At 71.5% G+C, this 24014-nt stretch carries 20 protein-coding genes and 1 pseudogene; 11 read left to right on the forward strand and 10 right to left on the reverse strand.

The features are described from left to right. Positions 1-57: 57 nt before the first annotated feature. Genes AB0M39_RS07410 through AB0M39_RS07420 form a run of 3 tightly spaced genes read right to left on the reverse strand, consistent with a single transcriptional unit; the run spans position 58 to position 4575 of the window. Positions 58-1029: an antibiotic biosynthesis monooxygenase gene (locus tag AB0M39_RS07410; protein WP_365361144.1), complete on the reverse strand. Its 972-nt coding sequence runs from the start codon at positions 1027-1029 to the stop codon at positions 58-60. 4 nt (positions 1030-1033) lie between these two features. Further along, on the reverse strand, positions 1034-3751 hold the full coding sequence (locus AB0M39_RS07415) for a molybdopterin cofactor-binding domain-containing protein (protein ID WP_365361146.1): 2718 nt from the start codon (positions 3749-3751) through the stop codon (positions 1034-1036). After that, the gene (locus AB0M39_RS07420) at positions 3748-4575 is read right to left on the reverse strand and encodes an FAD binding domain-containing protein (RefSeq protein ID WP_365361148.1); all 828 of its coding nucleotides are present in this window, start codon (positions 4573-4575) and stop codon (positions 3748-3750) included. The genes AB0M39_RS07415 and AB0M39_RS07420 overlap by 4 nt, the downstream gene beginning before the upstream one ends. A gap of 422 nt (positions 4576-4997) precedes the next feature. On the opposite strand from AB0M39_RS07420, the gene AB0M39_RS07425 reads away from it, so the two are divergent. Further along, on the forward strand, positions 4998-5318 hold the full coding sequence (locus AB0M39_RS07425; RefSeq protein ID WP_365361150.1) for a WhiB family transcriptional regulator: 321 nt from the start codon (positions 4998-5000) through the stop codon (positions 5316-5318). A gap of 455 nt (positions 5319-5773) precedes the next feature. Here the strand turns inward: AB0M39_RS07425 and AB0M39_RS07430 are convergent, their stop codons facing one another. Then, positions 5774-6388 carry a TetR/AcrR family transcriptional regulator gene (locus AB0M39_RS07430; protein WP_365361152.1) on the reverse strand — a complete coding sequence of 205 codons (615 nt, stop codon included), beginning with the start codon at positions 6386-6388 and terminating at the stop codon, positions 5774-5776. Between the two features lie 77 nt (positions 6389-6465). Here AB0M39_RS07430 and AB0M39_RS07435 point away from each other — a divergent pair, with 77 nt between their 5' ends. After that, positions 6466-7068, forward strand: a complete 603-nt coding sequence (locus AB0M39_RS07435) for a peroxiredoxin-like family protein (RefSeq protein ID WP_365361155.1) — start codon at positions 6466-6468, stop codon at positions 7066-7068. Between the two features lie 9 nt (positions 7069-7077). Here AB0M39_RS07435 and AB0M39_RS07440 read toward each other — a convergent pair whose 3' ends face one another. Continuing rightward, the gene (locus AB0M39_RS07440; RefSeq protein WP_365361157.1) at positions 7078-7818 is read right to left on the reverse strand and encodes a flavodoxin family protein; all 741 of its coding nucleotides are present in this window, start codon (positions 7816-7818) and stop codon (positions 7078-7080) included. A 350-nt stretch (positions 7819-8168) separates the two neighbouring features. On the opposite strand from AB0M39_RS07440, the gene bla reads away from it, so the two are divergent. Then, positions 8169-9146, forward strand: coding sequence for a class A beta-lactamase (bla, locus tag AB0M39_RS07445; protein WP_365361159.1), 978 nt, complete (start codon positions 8169-8171; stop codon positions 9144-9146). Between the two features lie 19 nt (positions 9147-9165). Here the strand turns inward: bla and AB0M39_RS07450 are convergent, their stop codons facing one another. Beyond that, positions 9166-9672, reverse strand: a complete 507-nt coding sequence (locus AB0M39_RS07450; protein WP_365361161.1) for a DUF6463 family protein — start codon at positions 9670-9672, stop codon at positions 9166-9168. 118 nt (positions 9673-9790) lie between these two features. Between AB0M39_RS07450 and AB0M39_RS07455 the strand changes: the two genes are divergently transcribed. Beyond that, positions 9791-10393: a TetR/AcrR family transcriptional regulator gene (locus tag AB0M39_RS07455; protein ID WP_365361163.1), complete on the forward strand. Its 603-nt coding sequence runs from the start codon at positions 9791-9793 to the stop codon at positions 10391-10393. Positions 10394-10499: 106 nt separating this feature from the next. Here AB0M39_RS07455 and AB0M39_RS07460 read toward each other — a convergent pair whose 3' ends face one another. Further along, on the reverse strand, positions 10500-11450 hold the full coding sequence (locus AB0M39_RS07460; RefSeq protein ID WP_365361208.1) for a DUF5937 family protein: 951 nt from the start codon (positions 11448-11450) through the stop codon (positions 10500-10502). Positions 11451-11562: 112 nt separating this feature from the next. Between AB0M39_RS07460 and AB0M39_RS07465 the strand changes: the two genes are divergently transcribed. From AB0M39_RS07465 to AB0M39_RS07475, 3 genes and pseudogenes are all read left to right on the forward strand, one after another. Further along, positions 11563-12471, forward strand: a complete 909-nt coding sequence (locus AB0M39_RS07465; protein ID WP_365361165.1) for an aldo/keto reductase — start codon at positions 11563-11565, stop codon at positions 12469-12471. Between the two features lie 131 nt (positions 12472-12602). Then, entirely contained in the window at positions 12603-13220 is a 618-nt protein-coding gene (locus AB0M39_RS07470) for a TOPRIM nucleotidyl transferase/hydrolase domain-containing protein (RefSeq protein WP_365361167.1), read from the forward strand. A 25-nt stretch (positions 13221-13245) separates the two neighbouring features. After that, positions 13246-13676, forward strand: a pseudogene (locus AB0M39_RS07475) (nucleotide disphospho-sugar-binding domain-containing protein); the annotation flags it as partial. Positions 13677-13744: 68 nt separating this feature from the next. Here the strand turns inward: AB0M39_RS07475 and AB0M39_RS07480 are convergent. Continuing rightward, a complete protein-coding gene (locus AB0M39_RS07480; RefSeq protein WP_365361169.1) occupies positions 13745-14179 on the reverse strand; it encodes a hypothetical protein in 435 nt (144 codons plus the stop codon). Between the two features lie 343 nt (positions 14180-14522). Here AB0M39_RS07480 and AB0M39_RS07485 point away from each other — a divergent pair, with 343 nt between their 5' ends. Together AB0M39_RS07485 and AB0M39_RS07490 are read left to right on the forward strand one after the other, a co-directional pair. Further along, positions 14523-15908 (forward strand): aromatic acid/H+ symport family MFS transporter, encoded by a 1386-nt coding sequence (locus AB0M39_RS07485; RefSeq protein WP_365361171.1) that lies wholly within the window; start codon positions 14523-14525, stop codon positions 15906-15908. Positions 15909-16102: 194 nt separating this feature from the next. Further along, positions 16103-18979 carry an AAA family ATPase gene (locus tag AB0M39_RS07490; RefSeq protein WP_365361173.1) on the forward strand — a complete coding sequence of 959 codons (2877 nt, stop codon included), beginning with the start codon at positions 16103-16105 and terminating at the stop codon, positions 18977-18979. 11 nt (positions 18980-18990) lie between these two features. Here the strand turns inward: AB0M39_RS07490 and AB0M39_RS07495 are convergent, their stop codons facing one another. Both AB0M39_RS07495 and AB0M39_RS07500 read right to left on the reverse strand, forming a co-directional pair. Next, positions 18991-19623 carry a LuxR C-terminal-related transcriptional regulator gene (locus AB0M39_RS07495; protein WP_365361175.1) on the reverse strand — a complete coding sequence of 211 codons (633 nt, stop codon included), beginning with the start codon at positions 19621-19623 and terminating at the stop codon, positions 18991-18993. A gap of 109 nt (positions 19624-19732) precedes the next feature. Further along, complete coding sequence (locus AB0M39_RS07500; RefSeq protein WP_365361178.1) at positions 19733-20725, reverse strand: phenylacetaldoxime dehydratase family protein; 993 nt, start codon at positions 20723-20725, stop codon at positions 19733-19735. 413 nt (positions 20726-21138) lie between these two features. Between AB0M39_RS07500 and glsA the strand changes: the two genes are divergently transcribed. Together glsA and glnII are read left to right on the forward strand one after the other, a co-directional pair. Further along, on the forward strand, positions 21139-22854 hold the full coding sequence (glsA, locus tag AB0M39_RS07505; protein ID WP_365361180.1) for a glutaminase A: 1716 nt from the start codon (positions 21139-21141) through the stop codon (positions 22852-22854). Between the two features lie 99 nt (positions 22855-22953). After that, complete coding sequence (gene glnII, locus AB0M39_RS07510; RefSeq protein WP_365361182.1) at positions 22954-23973, forward strand: glutamine synthetase; 1020 nt, start codon at positions 22954-22956, stop codon at positions 23971-23973. Positions 23974-24014 lie beyond the last annotated feature (41 nt).

Here is a 24014-nt window from a genome sequence, read left to right on the forward strand (position 1 = left end):
TGGCGGCAATCAGACGTCGACATGGCCGAGTACGACACAGCGAGGCCTCGGCCCAGATCAGGGCAGCGTCCAGAACTGGGTCGTCACCAGGTAGAAGACAACGCCCCAGAACACCATCACCGCGGCGACGATGCCGAGGCCGACGAGATTGGTCCTCGTCGCCGGCTCGTCCGGCGACGGCCGCAGCCACCGTTTGAGCAGGCGGTTCACGTAGTACGGCATCGTGACGAAGCTCATGATGAAGCTCGACAGCAAGTTGCCCACCAGCAGCCCGAGCCAGAGCGGCATCCCCAGCGGCGACAGGGCGAGCGTCAGCAGCACGACGGTCGGGTACAGGCCGACCCAGACCGCGATGGCGGTCTTGGTCTCCGAGGGCGGCGGCGCCTCCTTGCCGTTCTCCTCGAAGGCGAACCAGCTGCCGAACGAGTTGTCGATGGTGCGCATCCTGTAGTCGTTGAACTTCTCGCCTTCCGCGAGAACCTCCTGCCGCTTGGTCGAGGTCAGCCAGGCGTCGAGGTGCTCGGCGTTGTCGAAGCGGTACAGCGTGGTCCACTCGTCCTGGAGTCCCTCGATCGGGCGGAAGAGCTCGCTGCCGCAGAATCCCTCGAACTTGCTCTCCTCCTGGCTCATACGCCGCTGCCAGTTCAGGAAGTCGTCGACGTGATGCGGGTGGACGCGGTGGGTGACCACCACGGTCACCAGCGGATCCGTCGACTGCCTTCCACCGCTGAGAACCTGCTGGGTGGCGGGGCCGTCGAAATACCTCGTGCCGGCGTCGAGGAGACGCTGCCGGGTCGCGCTGTTGATCCACGCCTGCAGATGGGCGATCGAGTCGAACCGGTAGACGGTCACCCACTCGGGCTGCAGGGGCGTCGGCGGGGAGACCTCGGCGCCGAGAGACCCCGGGTAGTCGGCGGCAGCGGCGTTGACGCTGTGCTGCCACTTCTCGTACTCCCGCTCCAGCCCCGGCCGAACCCGCTGGCCGATGATGGCCGTCGCCGTGGACTCTTCGCGCTGTTCGGTGTTCATCGTCTCAGGCCGTCTGTACCGACTGGCTTTCGCTCAGCTGGCTGAAGATCCGCTCAGGAGTCAGGGGCAGCGCGCGGTAGCGGACGCCCGTGGCGTCGTGGAGCGCGTTCGCCAGCGCGGGGGCCACCGGGTTGATGCAGCACTCCGCCATCCCCTTCGACCGCATCGGCCCGACGGAGTCCGCCGAGTACACCAGGAGCACTTCGGTGCGGGGGACGTCGGCGTAGGCGGGGATACGGTAGTTGCGGAGGTTCGGGTTGACCATGGCGCCGTCCGCGTCGACCTGGTAGTTCTCGGTCAGCGCGAAGCCGATTCCCTGGGCGACGCCGCCTTCCACCTGCCCGCGCACCTGCGCCGGGTTGATGACGACGGCGGCGTCGGTCGCCTGCACGCTGTAGAGGACGCGGATCTCGCCCGTCACCCGATGGACGGCGATACGGAACCCCTGCGTGTTGGAGACGACGCTTCGGGGCGAGCCATAGGCCTTGCGGGCGGCGGTGAACCGAATGCCGCGCGCTCGGGCCAGCGCGACGAGCTCGGCCAACGAGACGCGCTGGTCGCCGCAGACGACGCCGTCGTCGTCCATCGAGCACATCACGAGATGGACGCCCGTGTGAGCGGCGGCGAACTCCAGAATGCGGTCGCGGACGGCGTTGGCCGCCCGCAGCACCGCGTTGCCCGCCACGAAGAGGCCGGCGCTCGCGAACGCCCCCGTGTCGAAGCCCGTGCGGTCGGTGTCGGACTGCACCAGGCGAATCCGCGACGGGGTCGTGCCCAGCTGATGGGCCGCGATCTGGACGTGCGCGGTCGACGTGCCCTCGCCGAACTCGACGGTGCCGACGGCCACTTCGTACACCAGGTCGTCGCCGAGGGTCACCCAGGCCTCGGAGATGTGCTCGGTCGGGGGCGCGGTCTCGTGCAGCGAACTCGCCACGCCGACTCCGACGAGCCATCCGTCGCCCGGAGACGACGCGTCGGCGGTACGGGCCAGAGCGCCGTCCACCAGGTCGATGCACTGCTGGAGCCCGTCCTCGGTGAACGCCACGTCGTCGGGGCCCTCGTGCATCGCGACGAGCGGCTCGCCCGGCCGCACGATATTGCGTCGTCGCAGTTCGAGCGGGTCGAGGTGCAGGGCGCGTGCCAGCTCGTCCATCGCCGACTCCACGGCGAACGCCGGCTGCGTCATCCCATAGCCGCGCAGCGCCCCGCTCGGCACGGTGTTCGTGTAGACGGAGTACGCGTCGTACTTCTTGTTGGGGCAGCGGTAGAGCATGACGGCGGCGCCGCCCGCGTACAGCGTCTCGCCGCCGTGGTTGCCGTACGCGCCCGTGTTGGACACATTGCGGACCTGGAACGCCGTGAGCCTTCCGTCCGCCTTCGCGCCGAGCTTGACCGTCAACGTCATCGGGTGCCGGGGCGAGGCGGTGGTGAACTCCTCCTCGCGGGTGTACTCGAAGCTGACGGGCCGCCCGGTGTCCAGGGTCGCGAGCGCGACCAGGTCCTCCGAGATCACCTCCTGTTTGCCGCCGAAGCCGCCGCCGACGCGTTTGCAGAACACCCGCAGCTGGTCCGGGCGCAGCGCGAAGAGATACGCGAGCTTGACCTTGGCGATCGACGGCGACTGGGAACTGGTGCGGACGTTGAGGCGGCCGTCGTCCATCCAGGCGATCGAGCCATGGGTCTCCAGATGCGCGTGCTGCACGCGCGGTGAGGAGTACGTGCCCTCGTGGATCACGTCGGCCGCGGCGAACCCCGCGTCGACGTCGCCGATGTGCGAATGGATCTCCAGCAGGATGTTGCGTACGGGGTCACGGGCGAAGGGATCCTCTGCGCCGTGCAGCTGCGGCGCCCCGTCGGCCATGGCCTCCTCCGGGTCGAACACCGCAGGCAGCGCCTCGTATTCGACGGCGATCCTTCGGCAGCCCTCCTCTGCCGCCCCGACCGTGTCGGCCAGGACCGCGGCGACGCGCTGGCCGACGAAGCGCACGGTGTCGTCGAGGATGTACGTGTCGTCCGGATCGACGAGGTGGTCGGTGTGGATCGCCGTGGTGAAGCGCCTGCGCGGCACGTCCTCCCAGGTGTAGACGCGCTGCACGCCGGGCACCGCGAGGGCCGCTCGCTTGTCGATCGACACGATCCGGGCGTGCGCGTGCGGCGAGTGCAGCACCTTGAGATGCAGCATGCCGTCGATATGGGTGTCCATCGTGAACTCGGCGCGTCCGGTCACCACGTCGTTGGCCGCCGGTGCGCCGACGCTCGCCCCGACGGCCTTTCCCGGCGCGGCGCTCTCCACGCCGACGACGCCCATCACGGCGTCCTCGATCCCTCGATAGCCGGTGCAGCGGCAGAGGTTGCCCTTCAACGCCCTCGGCAGGTCCTTCTTCTGCGCCTCCGTGAACGTCGCCGACGTCATGATCATCCCCGCGGTGCAGAAACCGCACTGGAACCCCGGGGCGTCGCGGAACTGGCGCTGCATCGGATGCAGGCTGCCGACTGACCCGAGCCCCTCGATCGTCGTCACCTCACGGCCGTCCGCGCGGAACGCCGGAGTGATACAGCTGTGCACCGGGTCGCCGTCCAGCCACACCGTGCAGGCGCCGCAGTCGCCGGCGTCGCACCCCTTCTTGACGCCGAAGCAGCCGAGCGAGCGGAGGAAGGTACGCAGGCACTGGCCGGGCTCTGGCTCCTCGTCGAAGCGGTTGCCGTTCACGGTGTACGTCATGCCGGGCCCCCAGCCATGAGTTCACGACGAATCTCTTCGGCGAAGTGCTCTGTCAGATGGCGACGGTGGTCGGGCGTCCCGTTGGGATCCGCGAACCAGACGTCGGCCGGGATGACGTCGATGCTCTCCCGCAGCGTCCGGGCATCGGGCATGGCGTGGAAGGCGATGCGCACCGGCTGCGTCGTGCCGGCGGTGACGGTGAGCAGCAGATCGTCCCTTCCCGGAGTCTGCGTGCCGACGAGGAACACCGTCGAACGGCCGAGACGGGTCAGCGTGAAGCGGCGGTGCGCGGTGCGCTTCTTCAGGGCGCGCGCCGGAACGTGGACGCGTCGCAGGATCTCCCCGGGAGCGAGGATGTTCTGATGGTCGCCGGTCACGAAGCCGAGGGCGTCGACGACGCGTTCGGACCCGTCGGGAGCCCAGAGCTCGTACTTCGCCTCGAGGGCCACCGTGAGCGTGATCATCGGGCCGGCGGGCAGGGACATACAGATATTGCCGCCGACGGTCGCCGCGTTCCAGACTTTGAACGAGGACAGGAACGCCTCGCAGCTCGGCCTGAACAGGCCGCCCGCGGTCCAGTCGGCCGGCGGCACGAAGGCGTACAGCTCGCGGATGGTGCACGTCGCGCCGATCTCCAGGCCTGCGTCGCTCGGGACGAGGGGATCCCACCGCAGCGCTGTCAGGTCGATCAGGCGGTGCAGACCTGGCTGCTCCATGGAGAAGAGCCATGTTCCGCCGGCGAGCCACGTGTCGCCTTCGCGCCAGTCGGCGCCGGGGCGGTCGGGCGGGCGCCGGACGACTTCGGTGATGGTGTTGAGGTCCATGGGAACTGATCTCCCTGGCGGCGATCACCGTGCGACGGACCACCTGCCGAACTCGATCGACCAGCGCGGGCCGCGACAGGCACCGTGGGGAGCGCTACGACTCGTACGGCAGCAAAGGACTCGACCGCTGCGATCGAGACTGCTCGTCGAAGGTTCTCGAGGAGGGCCGGCAAGCACACAATTCCTCCCAAAGTATATCGTGGCCCGCGCCGGCCCCGCCAAGTCAGGACCGCGTCGAGCAGGCCCCCTCCGCGTCGAGCAGGCCCCCGGGCGCCGACGCATCGGCACCTCGCATACCTCACGTACCTCGCCTCCCGTACGGACACCCGTACAGACACACTCCGGCCACACCTGGCCGCGGTCGCCTATCGACGCCGAGGTGGGGTACGCGGTGACGACGCACCCGAGGAAAGGACGGTTCGATGACGGATGTGTCGCGATCGCCCCGCGCCATCCAGCACGACTGGGAGTGGCAGCTGCGCGCAGCCTGCCGCGGCGCCGACAGCGGTCTCTTCTTCCATCCACACGACGAGCGCGGCGACGCGCGCGTCGAGCGGGAGAGGGAGGCGAAACGCGTATGCGACGGGTGTCCGGTCCGCAGGGAGTGTCTGAGCCACGCCTTGGAGGCGCGCGAGCAGTTCGGCGTGTGGGGCGGACTGGGCGAGGAGGAGCGCCGGGCACTGCTCGGCGCCGCGTCCGGCGATCGGCGGGAAGACCGGTCCCTGGCCCGATCGGCGGTCTGACCAGCCGTCTGATCAGTGCTCTGACCGGTGCTCTGACCAGTGGACTGGAGAGCGGCGGCCGGTCGGCTGAGCCGCCATGCGAGGCTCCGGGTCGTCTCGTACGATCCAGAGCCCGGCCGCCGACCGGCCGCCGGATCCGCCCGACGAACGGGTCGTGCGCACCGCGTCGTCGAGGCCCGGGAGACGGACGCCGTCCGCATCTCCATGGGATCGGACGCGGCCGGACTCTCCTCCGACGCCGCGTTCGTCGCGGGTCTCGTGCTGCCGCTCGCCCCCCTGACGCCCCTCTGGGCTGGGGCCCTGATCACGGGCGTCGCACTCGCCGCCTTCGCCGTCGCACTCAAGTCGACGGCCCGGAAGGAGAGTTCGCCCACGCGGCCCGCACAGCCCGAAGGTCCGCCCCTGCCCTCGCACGCCCCCCGGCACTGGCGTCGGGTCGGACGGTCGGCGAAGCGTCACGCGTTGAGGCCGCGCAGCAGTGCGGCGAGTCCGCCGAAGAACTCCTGGTCGGGGCCGACGTTCCGTGCCTGCCGCGCGGTCTCGGCCAGGTGGGGGAACTCGGCCGGCGTCAGTGCGGACATGGCGGCCGTCCCCTCGCCGGACAGGGCGCCCAGATGCTCCAGCTGGATCGCTCCGATCACATAGGCGATCAGACCGCGCAGCGCGACGACGCGTCGTTCGCCGTCGAAGCCCGCCTCGGCGAGGACGGCGAGCGCCGTCTCCGTCCAGCGGTGCAGGGCAGGGGTCTGGTGGCGGTGGGCGACCGTCAGCGGCACGACCGCGGGATGGGCGCTCATGGCCTCGCGCAGCCGCCGCACCAGGACCTCGATGCGTTCGTTCCACGGCTCGCCGGAGGGCGGCGGCTCGGTGTCGACGGCGCCCAGCACGTACTCGACGACGAGCCGTTCGAGCTCCTCCCGGCTGTCCACGTACCGGTAGAGCGCCATCGTGCTCATGCCGAGCTCTTTGGCGATGGCGCGCATGGACAGCTCGGCGAGCCCGTCGCGGTCGACGACGGCGAGGGCGGCCGAGGCCAGCTGGTCTTGAGTGAGCGAGCGTGGGCGAGGCATGGCAGTTGACAGCGTACGGCATACGCCTAACCTTGTAGGCGTACGCCGTACGTCTACAAGAGGGGTGTCATATGCGCATGCCACGAAGTGCGGTGCCCGCAGGGCGGATAGCGGTGGGCGCCGCCGTCGAGCCCCGTGTCCTCACGCCGGTCGTCGGCTCCCCGGTCCCCGTTCCCGACCCCGACCGGCTGGTCCACCTCCAGTTCCGGCGCTTCGCCGGCTGCCCGGTGTGCAATCTGCATCTGCGGTCGGTGGTGCTGCGGCACGAGGAGATCGAGGCGGCAGGCGTCCGCGAGGTCGTCGTCTTCCACTCGCCCGCCGCGGAGCTGCTGGAGCACACGGCCGACCTTCCGTTCGCCGTCGTCGCCGACCCCGCCAAGCGGCTGTACGCCGAGTTCGGCGTGGAGTCCGCGCCCCGGGCCCTGCTGGATCCGCGCGCCTGGGGGCCGATCGCCCGGGCGGTCCTGCGCGGCGCGGGGGAGGTCCTCCGGGGCAGGGGGAGGCTGCCGGAGAGCCGGCAGCCGGGCGGGCGGCTCGGCCTGCCCGCCGACTTCCTGATCGCCCCCGACGGCCGGGTCGTCGCCGCCCGGTACGGCGAGCACGTCTACGACCAGTGGCCGGTCGACGAGCTGCTGCGGCTCGCCTCGCGCACGCCGCAGCCGGACCCCGGGCTCCGCTGAGCCCTCTGACTACCGGTGCTCGGGGTTCGGGTAGTCGAAGCGGCAGCCCGCGTCCCACTCGGAGCGCTGGTTGCCGTGCGCCGGGATGCCGCCCGCCCGCTTGAGCATGGCGGCCAGATGCAGGAGGTTCCAGGTCATGAAGGCGGTGTTGCGGTTGGTGAAGTCGTTCTCCGGACCGCCCGATCCGGGGTCGAGGTAGGAGGGCCCGGGGCCCGCCGCGCCGATCCAGCCGGCGTCCGCCTGGGGCGGGATCGTGTAGCCGAGGTGCTGGAGGCTGTAGAGGACGTTCATGGCGCAGTGCTTGACGCCGTCCTCGTTGCCGGTGATCAGACAGCCGCCGACCCGCCCGTAATAGGCGTACTGGCCCTTGTCGTTGAGCAGGCTGGAGCACGCGTAGAGCCGCTCGATCACCTTCTTCATGACGGAGCTGTTGTCGCCCAGCCAGATGGGGCCGGCCAGGACGAGGATGTCCGCCGCCATCACCTGTTGTTCGTACAGTTCCGGCCAGGCGTCGCTCGCCCAGCCGTGCTCGGTCATATCAGGCCACACGCCGGTCGCGATGTCGTGGTCGACGGCCCGGACGACGTCGACCTGGACGCCCTGCGCCTCCATCAGGGCGCGGCTCCGGTCGATCAGCCCCTGCGTGTTGCTGACTTCGGGCGAGCGCTTCAGCGTGCAGTTGAGGATCAGGGCGCGAAGGTCGTCGTAGCGGGCGGGCGGCGAGTCGACACCGGGCGAGGGGGTGGTCACAGGGCCTCCTGGGTTCCGCGCCGTGCCGGTCACGGCGGGGCGACGCAGACCCATCGTGCTGGCCGGGCTGTTGACGCGACGGCTGCGGCGCAGCCGGCTGCCGACGATCACTCCGACAGCCGAGCGCTGCCGTCCGGGGCGGGCGGACGCGGGTGGCGGCCGAACTCTTCCGGGCCCCGGCGGCCGACGTCTTCCGGCCGGTCCGGGCGGCGCGCGGAGCTCCGGTTGGACTGCGCGGTCGCAGGGAGGCGAGGCTGGCCCCTGGCACGCGTGACGACGCCCCGGCCGGGGCCAGTCGCCCCATCGCCCCGACGCGTCTTGTGCGGCGGGGCCGGCTCGAAGGTTGGATCATGCACCACACCCGTGCGCGGCGCGCTCTCCTCGCCGCGCTCGTCGCGCTCTTCCTCGTACCGCTCACGGCCTGCGACTCCGATGGCTCGCCGGCCGGAAGCCGGTCGTCTACGGCCGGGTCGCCTTCGGCCGCCTCGTCGGGGGCCGGGTCGCCCGGGGCCACGGGGACGACGCGGCCGGGCGCCGCCGGCACGTCGTACGCCCGCGAGTTCACCAAGCTCGAGGAGCGGTTCGACGCGCGCCTGGGCGTCTACGCCGTCGACACCGGCACCGGGCGCGCGGTGGCCTACAACGACACACGGCGCTTCGCCTACGCCTCCACGTTCAAGGCCCTGGCGGCCGGCGCCGTGCTGCGCAAGTACTCCCTGAGCGGGATGGACCGGGTGGTGACGTACTCCCAGTCCGATCTGGTCGACTACTCCCCGGTGACGGAGAAGCACGTCAAGACCGGGATGAGCCTCAGCGCGCTCTGCGACGCGGCCGTCCGCTTCAGCGACAACACCGCGGCCAATCTGCTGCTCGACCAACTCGGCGGCCCCCAGGGCCTGGACGCCGTGCTCGCGGGGCTGGGGGACGACGTCACCCAGATGGAGCGCCGCGAACCGGAGCTGAACCAGTGGGTCCCGGGCGCCACGCGCGACACGAGCACGCCCCGGGCGCTGGCCGAGGACCTCAAGGCGTTCGTACTCGGAGACGTCCTCGGCGCGCGCGAACGGGACCAGCTCACACAGTGGCTGCGCGGCAACACCACCGGAGCGAACCTCATCAGGGCCGGGATGCCGAAGGGCTGGGTGGTCGGCGACAAGACCGGAGCGGGCAGCACCTACGGCACCCGCAACGACATCGCCGTGGTGTGGGCCCCCGGCGCCGCTCCCATCGTCATGGCGATCATGTCGCACCGTACTGAGGAAGACGGTAAGTACGACGACGAGTTGATCGCGGAAGCGGCGGCCGTGGTGGCCGGCACACTGTCCTAGCGGACGTCGTGCGGCGAGCTCACACCTCGCTGAGCTCGTTCGAGGTCGAAGTCGAGGTCGGCGTCGAGGTCGGCGTCGAAGCCGAAGCCTGGGTCGAGGTCGAGGTCGAGGTCGACGGCGTGGCGGGGGCGGCAGGCGCCGGCTCGGCGTGACGAGCGGCGCGCCGAGCGCCGCCCAGCAGCAGGCCGACCGCGACCCAGGCGAGCATCCACGGCGCGGGCTCCAGGATCGCGGCGGCGACCACGGACCAGGCCCCCAGCGTCCACGCGATGAACAGCGGCGGCACGATGCCCCGGCGGTCCAGCCACAGCACGGTCAGGCCGATCACGACGAGGGGAACGCCGAAGCTGCCCGTCGTCAGCCAGAACGCCGCCGTGGCCGAGCTCATCTCGACGACCCCCTCCTGGGGGTCCCACAGCTTGCCGCTGAACCACTCGTCGGCGTAGTGCGGGGACGTCAACAACAGAGCGAGGAAGGTGTGTCCGACGCCCAGGAACACGATGATGCGGCCTGCCCACTTGATCATTTGAACTCTCCCCCTGCTGCGGACTCTTGACTGCGGAACTCCACGCGACTGCGAACCTCAGCCGAACGGTATTACGGAACCAACAGTTTCGATACTAACGGTTCCGTATAGTAGGACCATGCCGAACCCAAGACAAGCCGTGGGGCGTCCCAGGGACAGTCAGGTCGATCACGCCATCGTCCGCGCCACCCGCGAGCTGCTGGGCGAACGCGGCTACGCGGGACTCACGGTCGACGCCGTGGCGACGAGGGCCGGTGTCGGCAAGGCCGCGATCTACCGGCGGTACGCGACGAAACAGGAGATGATCTTCTCCGCCGTGGTGCACGACATGGGGGAGCAGCCGCCGCCGGACGCGGGGTCCCTGCGCGCGGACCTGGCCGCCGTCTGCCAGACCATCGCCGGGCAGCTCGGCTCGGCGCCGACCGATGTGCTGGCCGGCCTGCTCGCCGACGTCTACTCGGACACGGCGCTGGGCGCCCGGTTCTCCGAGACGTTCCTCCAGCGCGAACGGCTCGTCGTGACCGAGGTGCTCGACCGCGCGGTCGCACGCGGCGAACTGGCGGCCCGGCCCGACCCGGCTACCGTGCAGGCGCTGCTGATGGGCCCGATCTTCGCCTGGCTGCTGATCCTGATGGGAGACCCCGACAAGGTGCCGGACCTCGCCCGCACGGTCGCCGAGTCGGTGGCGGCCGTGCTGCTGACCGGGGCGGTCGCCGGCTGAGCGCTCTTCGCCGGGCCGGAGCCGGGCGCGGGCAGGGGCCGTGCGGCCGGGCGCCGAGACCGTAGCGCGTGCCGGGTTCCCCCCACACCGGCCAACGGGCCTGGCTCTAGGCGGAGTCGCCGGCGGCGAGGACGGACTCGGCGACCGAGGTGCGCGCGTAGAGCACGGAGCGGCCGGCGCGGTGGGCGCTGACCAGGCCGGCGTCGCGCAACGCGGTCAGGTGCTGCGACACCCCCGCCGCGGAGAGTCCGGTACGGCGGGCGAGTTCGGTGGTGGAGGCCGGTGTGTCGAGTTCGGTGAGCAGCAGGGTCCGCGAGCGGCCCAGCACGGCGGCGACGGCGTCGGTTTTGGCGACGGGCCGGCGCTGCCACAGCGATCCGGTGCCGCGCGCCGGGTAGGCCAGTTGCGGCGGGTCCGGCAGCGACACCCGGGTGCGCAGGCCCGGTCCGGTGAACACCGACGGAATCAGCAGCAGCCCCGCGCCCGCCGTCTCCCGGGTCAGTGTCTGCTTGCGGCGGACCAGCCGCAGCGCGTTGTCGTCCCAGGACACCGAGGTGTGCAGATCGTTGAACAGATGCCCCGCACCGCGCTCCGCGACCTGCCGGGCCCGGTAGAGGACATCGGCGTCGAGCACGGCCCGGATCCTCGCCCAATAGGGCGCGAGCGCAAGCTCCCAGTACGTCTCTATCTCCTCCGCGACCTTGACCAGGCACGTCTGCGGATCGGCGTACAGAGTCCGCAGCCGGGGGCCGAGGCTTCCCTGATGGCGGGCCAGGTGGTCGAGGTCCCGGCGTACCCGGTCGACGGGAGCGGCCACGATCCCGGCCAGCTCCGCCGCCAAGGACGGCGCCGGTCCCGCGGGCGCCGGGTTGAGGAAGTCGGGTGTGTAGCCGACCGGCGGCGTGAACTCGGCGAGCCAGCCCCGGTCCAGCCCGGCGGCCGCCACCCGCGGCCGCACCTGTTCCACCCAGGTCCGGTGCACCGGGTGCGCGGAGGCGGAGCTCAACAGCCGGAAGCTGGGCGCGACCTCCCACATCGGCGAGACGACGAACCGCATCTGCGCCAGATCGCTCGCCGAGAACTCCAGCTCTGCCAGGAGGACCACCCCGAGGATTCAGTCATGCCTTAATCAATGGTGCGCCAGCCTATAGCGAGTGGATCATTCCGGCATGACTTCTCAGACGATCACCGCAGAAGCGTCAGGTACCTGGAAACTGGGCGACTTGACCGTCAACCGGATCGGTTTCGGCGCGATGCGCCTGGCGCAGAACGGCGAGGCGCTGGTGCCCGACGCCGTGCCGAGCGATCGCGGGCGGGCGATCAGTGTGCTGCGCCGCGCGGTCGAGCTCGGTGTGAACCACATCGACACCGCCGCGTTCTACTTCTCGTCGCTGCGCTCCGCCAACGAGCTGATCAACCGGGCTCTGGCCCCCTACCCGGACGACCTCGTCATCGCCACCAAGGTCGGGCCGGGCCGAGGCCTGTCGGGGGAGTGGCTGAACCACGCCACACCTGAGCAGCTGCGAGGCCAGGTCGAGGAGAATCTGCGCCAACTGGGCCGCGACCACCTCGACGTGGTGAACCTGCGCATCGTCCGCGACGACTCGATCGCCGAACGCTTCGGCGCCCTGGCCGACCTGCGCGACGCCGGACTCATACGCCACCTCGGCCTCTCCAACATCCGCGTCCAGCATCTCGCCGAGGCCCAGGCCATCGCTCCCGTCGTCTGCGTCCAGAACCGCTACGGCCTCGGTGCGTCGCCCGAGCAGGAGGAGCTTCTGCGTATCTGCGGCGAGCAGGGGATCGCATTCGTGCCGTTCTACGCGATCGCCGGCGCCGGGGGCCAAGCGGGCGCGGGCGCGGCGGAGAGCGAGGAGGCGCTGGCCGTCGCGCGCGCCCACGGCGCGAGCGCGGCGCAGGTCAGGCTGGCGTGGACGCTGAGCCGGGGCCCGCATGTGCTGGCCATCCCCGGCACCGGCGACCCGGACCATCTGACCGCCAACGTGGCGGCCGGCGTTCTGCGTCTGTCCGAGGACGAGTTGGCCCTCCTCGACGCCCTCCACCGCCGCGGCGCGTGAGCGAGCAAGCTCGCAGCTCGCATCGAGGGGCTCGGACTCGGACTCGAGCCCGGGCCTGGAGGCTCACCGCTGATCGCGCGCCGGTGGAAACTCCCTACCGCGGTGGCCGGGAGAGACGGGAGACTCGTCGCATGGCTGACATGGGGGCGTTCCGGGAAGCGGTCACGGCGTGGGCGGCCGGCGGCCCCGGCGACCCGGCACGCGAGCTGGCCGAACGGCTTCCCGTCCGGGCAGTCGTCCTGCTCGAAGGGCTGAGCGACGCCGCAGCGGTCAGCGCGCTTGCCGAGAGCCGCAGCCGGGACCTGGCAGCCGAAGGCGTCTGCGTCATGCCGATGGGCGGTGCGATGAACGTCGGTCGTTTCGCCGGCCTCCTCGGGCCGACCGGCCTGGGCCTGCGCCTCGCGGGACTGTGCGACGAGGCGGAGGGTCGCTACTACGCCCGCGGCTGGGAGCGGGCCGGTGCACTCCGGCAAGGCTTCTTCGTCTGCGCGGCGGACCTGGAAGACGAGCTCATCCGCGCGCTGGGCGCGACACGAGTGGAGGAGCTCGTCCAGGCGGAGGGCGACCTGCGCCCCCTGCAGACCTTTCTGCGCCAGCCCGCACAGCAGGGCCGTACCGCGCAGCAGCAGTTGCGGCGGTTCCTCGGCACGAAGAAGGGGCGCAAGATCCACTACGGCCGCGTCCTCGTCGAGGCGCTCGACCCCGACCGTGTGCCCGCCCCACTCGACGAGCTGCTCGCCGGCCTCTGACCGCTGGGGAGACGTCACTCTCGGCCGCGACTACGCCTTCACCGACCGCCCGTGGCAGCCGACGGACCCGATCCTGAGCCCGTGGCAGCCGACGGACCTCGACGTCGTGCGGACCGGCGCGTGGCTACGGGCGGACGAACGCCCTTCCCCGCCGCTCTGCAGGCGGGCGCCACGACGGCGGCTGCTCGGGCCGGCGCGCCTCAGGTGGTGGTACCCCAGGGGGCTGACCAGCCGTACTGGGCGGAGAGGGTGGCCGACCTGGGCATCGGCGTGGCACACGACGGTCCGACTCCGACCGTCGAGTCCCTGTCGACCGCGCTCAAGACGGTCCTGACCGCTGACACTTGTGCACACGCGCAGGCCGTGGCCGGCACGGTCCGCACCGACGGGGCGACGGTCGCCGCGGAGCGGCTGCTCGCCGAGATCGGCGGAGAGAGGCCGCCCGTGCCCGCGTGAAGCACACGGGTTCGTCGGCTCAGGGACGGCGCCCGGGGCGGGGCTGAGTCGTATCCCCGCCTCGTCTGCTACGCGCCGGATGCCGTCGCCCGGTCCGTGGGCGCCGGTGGGTCTGGCGTCCCGGTCGCGTCGGCGGGTCCCGTCGGTCCGGTGTCGGGCGTTTGCGTCGGACCAGTCGAGCTCTCGCTGCGCTGGGCGGTCATCGGCTGCCGGTCCAGTACCTCGATGTACATGATCCGGCCGTATACGACGTCGAGGACGAGCATGCCCTTCTCGGGGAGGAGCGGTACGCACCGATGGCCCTCGCCGTACGGCTTCCCCTTTGGGCGGACGGCCGTGTGGAAGCTCTGGCAGAAGTCGTCGCCGCAGTCGCATCGGGCGACGAGCCGGACATCCCAGACGACGATGGCCAGCTCACGCTCTCCCTCGGCTTCCAAGAGGGCGATCAGCTCGGCGATGAGGTCCGGATAGACGTCGCGAACGAGGGGGTGGTCCTGCTCCATGCCGGGAGATTAGCCGGAGCGGCCTCCCGGTGCGTCGCCATTTCCGTACGGTCTCCTTCGCCGCCGCCCGACGTCTGCGGGCAGCCCTCGCCCGCGGATGCCGGCGCCGGCTGCGGTCTGAAGGCCGACGGCGCTCTCCGCGCACCCGACGGCACCGCACCGCGCGACGCGCCCTTCAACCGCCGGGGCGGACCCCGAAGGGAGCGCATCCCCAAAGAATCTCCGCCGACTCATTGACACCCACCCCTCCCGTCCCGACACTCATCGCACCCTAGACAATGAAATGAAGTTCATCAGGCGAACAGAGTCTCTCCCTCGAACCGCTCGCACCTCAGGGACTGCCATGACATCCACCGGAACCCCGGACTCACCCGCCCCGCACCCCCGATCCCCGCATACCTTCCGCTCGGTGCTCCCCGTCCTCGCCCTGTGCTGGCTCGCCGTCTTCTTCGACGGCATGGACGTCAACATCTACGGGGCCGTCATGCCCCACATGCTCGACGACCCCGACCTCGGGCTCACCCCGGCCGACGCCGGCACCATCGGCAGCTGGACCACCTTCGGCATGCTCATCGGCGCACTCGTCGCCGGGAACGTCACCGACTGGCTCGGCCGCCGCCCCATGCTCGTGGCCAGCGTCATCCTCTTCTCCCTCGGCTCAGCCGTCTGCGCCATAGCCGCCACCCCCGCCCTCTTCGGCGCCGGCCGCTTCCTCGCCGGCCTCGGCCTCGGCGGACTGATGCCCCTGTGCCTGGCCATGGTCATGGAGTTCGCGCCCCCGCGCCGCGCAGCCCTCACCGTCGGCCTGCTGATGACCTCGTACCACGTAGGCGGCATGGCGGCCACGGGCCTCGGCCTCACCGTCGCCCCCGCCGCAGGCTGGCGCTGGGTCTTCTGGGCCGGCGTCCTTCCCGCGCTCATCGCCGTGCCGCTCCTCCTCAAGTACCTCCCCGAGTCGCCCGGCGTCCTGCTCGCCCGGCGACAGCACGCCCAAGCCGACGCCGTCGCCGACCGCTACGGCCTGCCCCGCCCCACCGCCGTCGAGGCGCCCGCCACCGGCGCCAAGGGCCGCCTCGCCGCCGTCGGCGCCCTCTTCCGCCCCGAATCACGCTGGGCCACCCCCTTGCTCTGGGCCGCCTCCTTCTGCGGACTCCTCCTCGTCTACGGCGTCTCCACCTGGCTTCCGCAGATGATGCGCGCCTCCGGCTACAGCCTCGGCTCCTCCGTCAGCTTCCTGCTCGTCATCAACGCCGGCGGAATCGTCGGCATGCTCATCGCCGGCCGTACCGCCGACCGCTTCGGCCCCGTACGCGTCTCCGCCCTCTGGTTCGTCCTCACCGCCGCTGGCGCCCTCCTCCTCCAGGCCCACCTCCCGCTCGGCCTGACCTACGTCGTCGTCGCCGTCACCGGCGTCTGGCTCTTCAGCGCACAGGTGATGGTCTACGCCGCCACCAACACCGTCTACCGCGGCAGCGAACGCGCCGCCGGCCTCGGCTGGGTCACCGGCGTCGGACGCACCGGCGCCGTCCTCGGACCCTGGCTCGGCGGCGTCCTCGCCGCGAACGGGAACGAGACCTGGGGCTTCACCGCGTTCGCCGTCGCCGGACTCCTCGGCGCCACCGCCATCTCCCTCGTCCCCCTCGCGACCCGCCACGCCGCCCGCAAGAGCGGCACGGCGACCGCCGACACGCCCACCACAGGCCCCGCCCCCCTGGCCTCCGACGTGTGAACTCCACAGTGGCCGACCCCGCCCCGCTGCCTGCTCCCGCAGGCAGCGGGGTCTGTCATGGGATGGCAAAGAATCCGCCGCCGCGCGACCTTTTCGCGCCCTGTGGCCATCTCACCTTCTCGGCGCCCCCAGGGACGCCGGGCAAGGAACCCTCCGACGGGGGAGGGCATCGCGTCGAGGAACAGAGAAACAGCATGAGCGGCACACCACGCGGCAGCGCCGACGACGGCGACGGCACGGCGGCGAGTCCGGTGACAGGACAGCCGGCGCGGGACCGGGGGGCCGCCGCCCGTGACCTGATGGGCCGTGAGCGGCTCCTCGCGCGGATCTCCGGCGTGCTGGCCGGACACGCGCCGGAGGGACCCGCGCTGCTGATGCGCGGCGAGCCGGGCGTGGGCAAGAGCGCGCTGCTGGACGCGGCCGCCGGGTATGCGCGCGCCCACGGCGCCCGGGTCGTTCGCACGTCCGGCGTCGAGTGCGAGGCGGGCCTCGCGTTCTCCGGCCTCCACCAGCTCCTGCATCCCCTCCGGAACCGGGCGGGCAGTCTGACGGCGGGGCAGCAGTACGCCCTGGACCGCGCGTTCGGCTTGGGCGCCGGGGACGCGCCCGACCGTATGGCGGTCTCCGTAGCCGCGCTCGCCCTCCTGACGAACGCCGCCGCCGACGCGGGGACGCTGCTCCTGGTCGTCGACGACGTCCAGTGGGTCGACCGCAGCAGCGCGGAGGTGCTGGCGTTCCTCGCCCGTCGGCTCGATGCGGGGCTGGCCTTCCTCGGCGCGTCCCGACCCGGCGCGGGCGGAGTGTTCGACGGATCGGGCCTGCCCGAGGCGGAGGTTCCCCCGCTGGACCCCGACGCGGCGCGGCGACTGCTGGAGGCGTCGCATCCCGGTCTGCCCACGGCGGTGCGGGACCGGCTGCTCAAGGAGGCCGCGGGCAACCCGCTGGCGCTGGTCGAGCTGCCCACGGCGCTGAGCGCCCGCCAGCTCCTCGGCCGGGAGATGGTGCCCGCGAGCCTCCCGCTGAGCGGCCGGCTCGAGAGGCTGTACGCGGACCGGGTACGCGACCTGTCGCCCGCGACCCGACGTCTGCTGCTCGTCGCGGCGCTCGAAGGGGCGGGCGGCCTGGAGACCGTGCACGCCGCGGCCGGCGACGACTGGGACGTCCACGCGGTGAACGAGGCCGAGCTCGCCGGTCTGATCCGCGTCGACGGCGGCCGCCTGGTCTTCCGGCACCCGCTGATCCGCTCGGCGATCGCGCAGGCCTCTCCTCCCCATGCGCGCCGCGCCGCCCACCAGGCCCTGGCCGACGCACTGCCGGCCGACCCGGAGCGCCGCGCCTGGCATCTGGCGGGGTCGGTCGTCGAGTCGGACGAGCGGATCGCCCAGGCGCTCGAGGACGCGGGCGAGCGATCCGTCGAACGGGGCGGAGCGGCGGCGGCCGTGCCCGCCTTCCTGCGCGCCGCCGAGCTGAGCCCCCGGCGCGAGGACCGGGCCAGGCGGCTCAGCGCCGCCGCCTACGCCGCCGGACAGTCGGGCCAACTGGACTACTCCGCACGCCTGTTGGCCGAAGCCGACCAGCTCGACGGGGGCGGCGCGGAGGCCAGGGACACCGGCATCGCCCGCGCCTATCTGCTCATGCACCAGGAAGGCGATCTCGACGGCGCCCATCGCCTGCTCGTCCGCTGCCTGGGAGAGCGGCTCCCCGCCGAGCAGGCCTCCCGCACCGCCGCGCCGGACGAGGCGATGTACATCCTGCTGTTCGTCTGCTACTTCGCGGCCCGAGCCGACCTGTGGGCGTCGTACGACGCGGCGCTCAAGGCCATGGCGCCCCAGTCGTCCGACCTGACCCGGCTCTACCGCGACGCCGTCGTCGCGACGACCGAGCAGGCCTCCAGCCTGCGCGAGCGCCTCGACGTCCAGTTCGCCGCCGTGTCGGAGACGACCGACCCGTGGCGAGTCGCGCGCCTGGGCCTCGTCGCGCAGCAGATCGACGCGATCGGCGACTACCGGGACCGGATCCGCGGCGCCCTGCGGGATCGGCCGGCGGGCACGCAGGCCAGCCGGCTCACCGGCGCGATCCTGCTCGTCACCGACGACTTCCTCGCCGGCCGGTGGGACAGCGCGGAAGCACTGGTCGCGGACCAGCTCGACCTCGCGCACACCGCCGGATACCAGCTCCTGGGATGCCTGCTGCGCGGCCAGGCGGCCCTGCTCGCCGCCGCACGCGGACGCAGCGACGTCGTCGACGCGCTCGTCCACGAGGTGGTGGCGTGGGCGGGGCCCCGGGGCATCGAGATGCCGGTCGCGGCCGCGCGGTACGCCCAGGTGCTGGACGCGCTCGGGCGCGGCCGCTACGAGGAGGCCTGCGCCTGGGCCGCGCAGATCAGCGCGCCCGGAACCCTGCCGTACCGCAGCCGCTACGGGCCGATGATGGTGCTGGACGTGGTCGAGGCGGCAGTGCGCTGCGGCCGTCTCGACGACGCACGCGAGCACCTCGGTGCGGTGCGTCGGGCAGGGGTCCACCGCGTCTCCAGCCGGACCGCGCTCGTCGTGGCCGGCGCGGAGGCCCTGTGCGCCCCGGAGGCAGAGCAGGGCGCGGCGTTCGAGAAGGCGCTGTCGATCGAGGGCGGGCGGCGGTGGCCGTTCGAGTACGCGCGTGTGCAACTCCTCTACGGCGAGTCGCTGCGCCGTATGCGCGAAGCGGGCCGGGCACGCGATCAGCTGTGGCCCGCGCTGCGCTCGCTCGAGTCCCTCGGCGCGGCGCCATGGGCCGAGCGCGCCAGGAACGAGCTCCGCGCGACCGGACTCCATGTGACGCGTCACGAGGGGCGGTCGCCGCTGCTGACGGCCCAGGAGACGCAGATCGCGACGCTGGCTGCCGGCGGGCTGACGAACAAGCAGATAGCCGAGCGGATGCATCTGTCCCACCGCACGGTCAGCAGTCACCTCTACAAGATCTTCCCCAAGCTGGGGATCACCTCCAGAGCGGCGCTGCGCGACGCCTTGACGGCGCCCTCGACCACCTCGACGCCTGCCACGGCTGCTTCTGCCACTGCTGCTTCGCCTCCGTGAGACGGCCGCGCCTACAGCACGCCGCTGCGGAGCGCGTAGGCCACGGCATGGGCGCGGTTGCGCAGCTCCAGACGGTTCGTCACGCCGTGGATGACGTTCTTGATGGTCCGCTCGGAGAAGCTCAGTCGCTCGGCGATCTCCGAGGTGTCCATGCCGTCGGCCAGGAGCCTGAGGACCGCGGTCTCGCGTGCCTGCAACCCGGCGACCGTCGCGGCGTCCTGGGGCAGTACGTCGCGCTGCACGGCCCGCACGTGCTCGACCAGCCTGCTGAGCAGTGCGTCCGGGGTCCGGGCTACGTCTCCGCGGATCCCGAGGACGGCGCTGACGACGCGTTCGCGCACGGCCTCCCGCCGCAGGACCACGCGCGCCAGGCCGTAGCCGACCGCCCGCGCCAGATGGTGCTCCCGGATCGAGTCCGCGACCAGGACGATCCGCATGCCCGGATTCGTCGTCTCCTTCGCGGCTCGCTCCATCCGGGCGAGCGTCGCCTCGCTGACGTCGTTGTCAAGCACCACGCAGACATCGGCCTGACGGCGTGCGTCGGGAGGCAGCAACATGATCTCGCCGCTCGCCTGCACGTAGGCGGCGATGCCCGCGGCGACGAGGGGCTCCGAGGCGAGAATGGCGACACGAAGGGGATTCACAGGCACTCCACGGTGGGGACGCGTCAGGGCGGTCGAGTGCAGCTTGCGCGTTCGCCGGGTCGGCGGAGACCGGTCAGATGACTGAGCGTGCGTGTGACGACAGTCGCAGTCATACGCGTTCCGTCGCGTTCCCGCCGTCCGCCGAGGGCGCTGGGCCGTCGTCGGGCAGCGACAGAAACCCCGTGTGCGGACCGCAGTTGACGTACTCGGCGGTGACCGACCCCGCGGGCAGTACGGAGACCTCGTGCCAGAACGCGACGTCCAGCGGCTGATCGCCCTTCCCGATCGTCTGGAAGAAGCTGGCGTAGATCTCCAGCTGCGTCCCCTGCGAGCGGCCCCAGGCCAGCAGGTGATCGAGGGACACGAACCAGGCCACCGTGGAGGAGCGGGCGAGCGGGGAGCCGTCGTCGCTCTGCTCCTGGAGGCTGCGCGCCGCGATGCATCCGCTGTCCGGGGTGCTCGCCAGGTACTCGACGCCCCGCTCCCTCGCCGGCGCCACGCCGTCGGCCAGATAGGTGTGCCGCAGGGCCGCCGACGCCGACCAGTCCTGCACCGTACGGATGAGGGTGACGCTGCGGGGAACGGTCACGGTCACACGCCGGCCCCGGGTCTCGCCGAACTCCGTTGTGACGCCGTCGAGTGCGGGTTCCAGCGGGCCGGTCGCGGACGCGGCGACACGGTCCCTCGCCGCGGCCCAGTAGTCGTGCGCGGCCGTCTCGGCGACGTCGGCGCCGGGGAGGCGGCTCATGACGCACTCCTCGCGCCAGTGCCCGACCGGCCCCTGGAGGGGCAGGTCCTCCCAGACCGCTCGCACTCTCGCGGACCGCTTCCAACGCCGGTGCGCGCGTGGATCGTTCCAGTACGCCAGCCATACCGTGTTGTGCGCCCCGGACGGGTCCACGAACGAGCCCCGGTCCAGCGCCGTGGGCGCGTCCGGGCCCGAGAAGCACGGGGCGAGGCCGAGAGCCGCCTCGGCCGCGAGCTCCGCCGTCGGGGCCTGGCAGCCGTACTGCCCGAAGCAGAACTCGTCGGTCTCTGCCGGGGATCGCGTGCTGTGGGCTGTGAACCGGGGGTTGGGCCGCGGCAATGTGTCTGTGGACATGCACTCCTCCTGCCCGGAGTCTGGCGGCCTATGGGCGCCGAGCGTCAGGTTCCCCGCGGCGAGCCTGGCCTTCGGCACACCGGACGCTGCCTCATGGGGCACGGCCGGGCGCCAGGCACTCGACGGTGTGGCCCTTTCGGCCGTCCGACGGCAAGGGCCGGATAGGCGTCGCGGACCGTCCCCAGCCCGTCGTCGTACCGCTGATCGGCGTTTCGCTCGCGCGATAGAAAAGGCGTAGAAGGCACATTGCCGTGGTCGATCGTGCAGTCGACTCCCGAGAGTCGTCGACTCGCGCCGACGGCATGGCACGCTCGAGGAAATCCCCCGCTGAGGATCCGTTCGAGGATCTGTTCCCGGCGGTTGTCTCCCGTCAGGCGCTGAACGGCAAGGGTGAATGGAGAGTGAGTCCGGCAATGGCGAAATCGGTGGTCGGCGACAGAGCCCGGGTGTCGAGTCGTGCCCCCTTAGGGAAGATCCCCTCAGGAAAGGGCCCGTCTGAGAAGGACCCGTCTGAAAAGGGCCCGTCTGGAGAAAGCCCGGTCGCCGGGGTCGCCGACTCGGAGCGGCTCGGCGGCTACCGGAGCGTATTCGACTCCTTTACCAAGGACGCGCAGGGGCACATCTCCCGAATAGAGATCACGGCGCGGCTCCAGCAGGCGGGCATCAGCCCCGACGACCCCCGTATCGCCGATGCCTGGCGCGCGCTGGGCGAGCCGGGCGAGGGCGGCAGACAGGTCGACCTGGAACGCTTCGCCAAGCTGTGCCGGCACTCCGGCGGGCTGGTGGCCCGTGCCGTCACCGGCGAGCTGGCCGTCCCCGACTTCCCTTCCTTCACGGCCGACATCGCCCAGATCCACGCGGGCCTGCGGTCCGATCGCCGTGGACAGGTGGCCGACTACATACCCCAGCTGAAGCGCGTACCGCCCGATCAGTTCGGCATCGCCGTCTGCACGGTGGACGGCCAGCGCTTCAGCGTCGGCGAATCGGACGTCGGCTTCTGCGTCCAGTCGGTCTGCAAGCCGATCACCTATGCGCTGACCCTGGAGGAGCACGGCGCCGAGGTCGTCCACCGTCATGTGGGACGGGAGCCGAGCGGGCGGGGGTTCAACGAGCTGTCGGTCAACGGTGACGGGCTGCCGCACAACCCTATGATCAACTCCGGTGCCATCATGAGCTGCTCGCTCGTGAAATCGTCTCTCGACATCGCGGACCGCTACGACTACGTCGCCGACACCTGGCGGAGACTTTCCGCGGGCAGCGCCGTCGGATTCAACAACGCCGTATATCTGTCGGAGCGACAGACGGCCGACCGCAATTTCGCGCTCGGCTATTTCATGCGCGAGCACCAGGCGTTCCCGGAGGGGACCGATCTCGTCGAGACGCTGGAATTCTACTTCCAGTGCTGCTCGATCGAGCTCGACGCCGGGGCGCTGTCCTCGGTCGCGGCCACACTGGCCAACGGGGGAGTCGTACCGAGCACGAACGACCGGGTCTTCTCGACCGGCGCCGTACAGAAATGCCTCTCCCTGATGTCCTCGTGCGGTATGTACGACTACTCCGGCGAGTTCGCGTTCACCATCGGCCTCCCGGCGAAGAGCGGCGTATCCGGCGCCCTCATGCTCGTCGTCCCCCAGGTGATGGGCATCGCGATCTGGTCGCCCCGCCTGGACTCGCTCGGCAACTCGGTGCGGGGCATCGAGTTCTGCCGCCGGCTGGTCGAGAAGTACAACTTCCATGTGTACGACTCCCTCGTCGGCAGCGACAGCGAGGGCAAACGGGACCCGAGGCTGAAGAAGAACCAGACCACGATCGACGGCACCGTCCGGCTGCTCTGGGCGGCCAGCACCGGCGACCTCGAAGGCGTGCGCGCCTGTCTGGCGTCGGGGGTCGCCCCGCGGTCCTGCGACTACGACGGCCGCACCGCCCTCCATCTGGCCGCCTCCGAGGGGCATCTCGCCGTCGTCGCCTATCTGTTGGAACAGGGCGCCGACGTGGAGGCGGCGGACCGCTGGGGCGGGACCGCGCTCAGCGACGCCCAGCGCGGTGGCCACACCCCGGTCGTCGAGGCGCTGGAGGGGCACTGCGGGCAGCCGGCGGACGCCGCGCCCAGCCGGACGCAGACGGCCTGAGCGCACTCGACTCCGAAGAGCCGAGAGCCGATCCCCGCTCCACACCTGAGAAACGTACGAGGCAGTCCTGCCCGTTCGACGCAAGAGAGAGAACCAACCATGAACTACCGAGCCGAATACATCTGGATCGACGGCACTAGGCCGACCGCCAGGCTCCGCTCCAAGACCAGGATCCTCGCGGCCGGCGCCCAGCCGCCGGTGTGGGGCTTCGACGGGTCGAGCACCGACCAGGCCGAGGGCCACGCATCCGACCGTGTCCTCAAGCCGGTGTTCTCCTGCCCGGACCCGATCCGCGGCGGCGACGACGTGCTGGTTCTGTGCGAGGTCCTCAACACGGACATGAGCCCGCACACCTCCAACACCCGGTCCCGCCTCGCCGAGGTCGCCGAGCGCTTCGCCCAGCAGGACCCGCTGTTCGGCATCGAGCAGGAGTACACGTTCTTCAAGGGCGCCCGTCCGCTGGGCTTCCCCGAGGGCGGCTTCCCGGCGGCGCAGGGCGGCTACTACTGCGGCGTCGGCTCGGACGAGATCTTCGGCCGCGACGTCGTCGAGGCGCACCTGGAGAACTGCCTCGCCGCGGGCCTGGGCATCTCCGGCATCAACGCCGAGGTCATGCCGGGCCAGTGGGAGTTCCAGGTCGGCCCGCTGCCTCCGCTGGAGGTCGCCGACCAGCTGTGGATCGCCCGCTGGCTGCTCTACCGCACGGCCGAGGACTTCGGTGTGTCTGTGACCCTCGACCCCAAGCCCGCGCCGGGCGACTGGAACGGCGCCGGCGCGCACACCAACTTCTCGACCGGGGCGATGCGCGAGGGCTACGACCCGATCATCACCGCCTGCGAGGCCCTCGGCGAGGACGACAAGCCCGTCGAGCATGTGAGGCACTACGGCTTCGGCATCGAGAACCGCCTCACCGGCCTGCACGAGACCGCCCCGTGGAACGAGTACAGCTACGGCGTCTCCGACCGCGGCGCGTCCGTCCGCATCCCCTGGCAGGTCGAGATCGACAAGAAGGGCTACATCGAAGACCGCCGCCCCAACGCCAACGTCGACCCGTACGAGGTGACCCGCCTCATCGTCGACACCTGCTGTGCCGCTCTGGAGAAGGCCGGCCAGGTCTGACCCGGCGCAGGGCCGCCCGCGCGCAGCCGACCGGCGCGCGC

The organism is Streptomyces sp. NPDC051907 (assembly GCF_040681075.1).
Classification (GTDB): Bacteria; Actinomycetota; Actinomycetes; order Streptomycetales; family Streptomycetaceae; genus Streptomyces.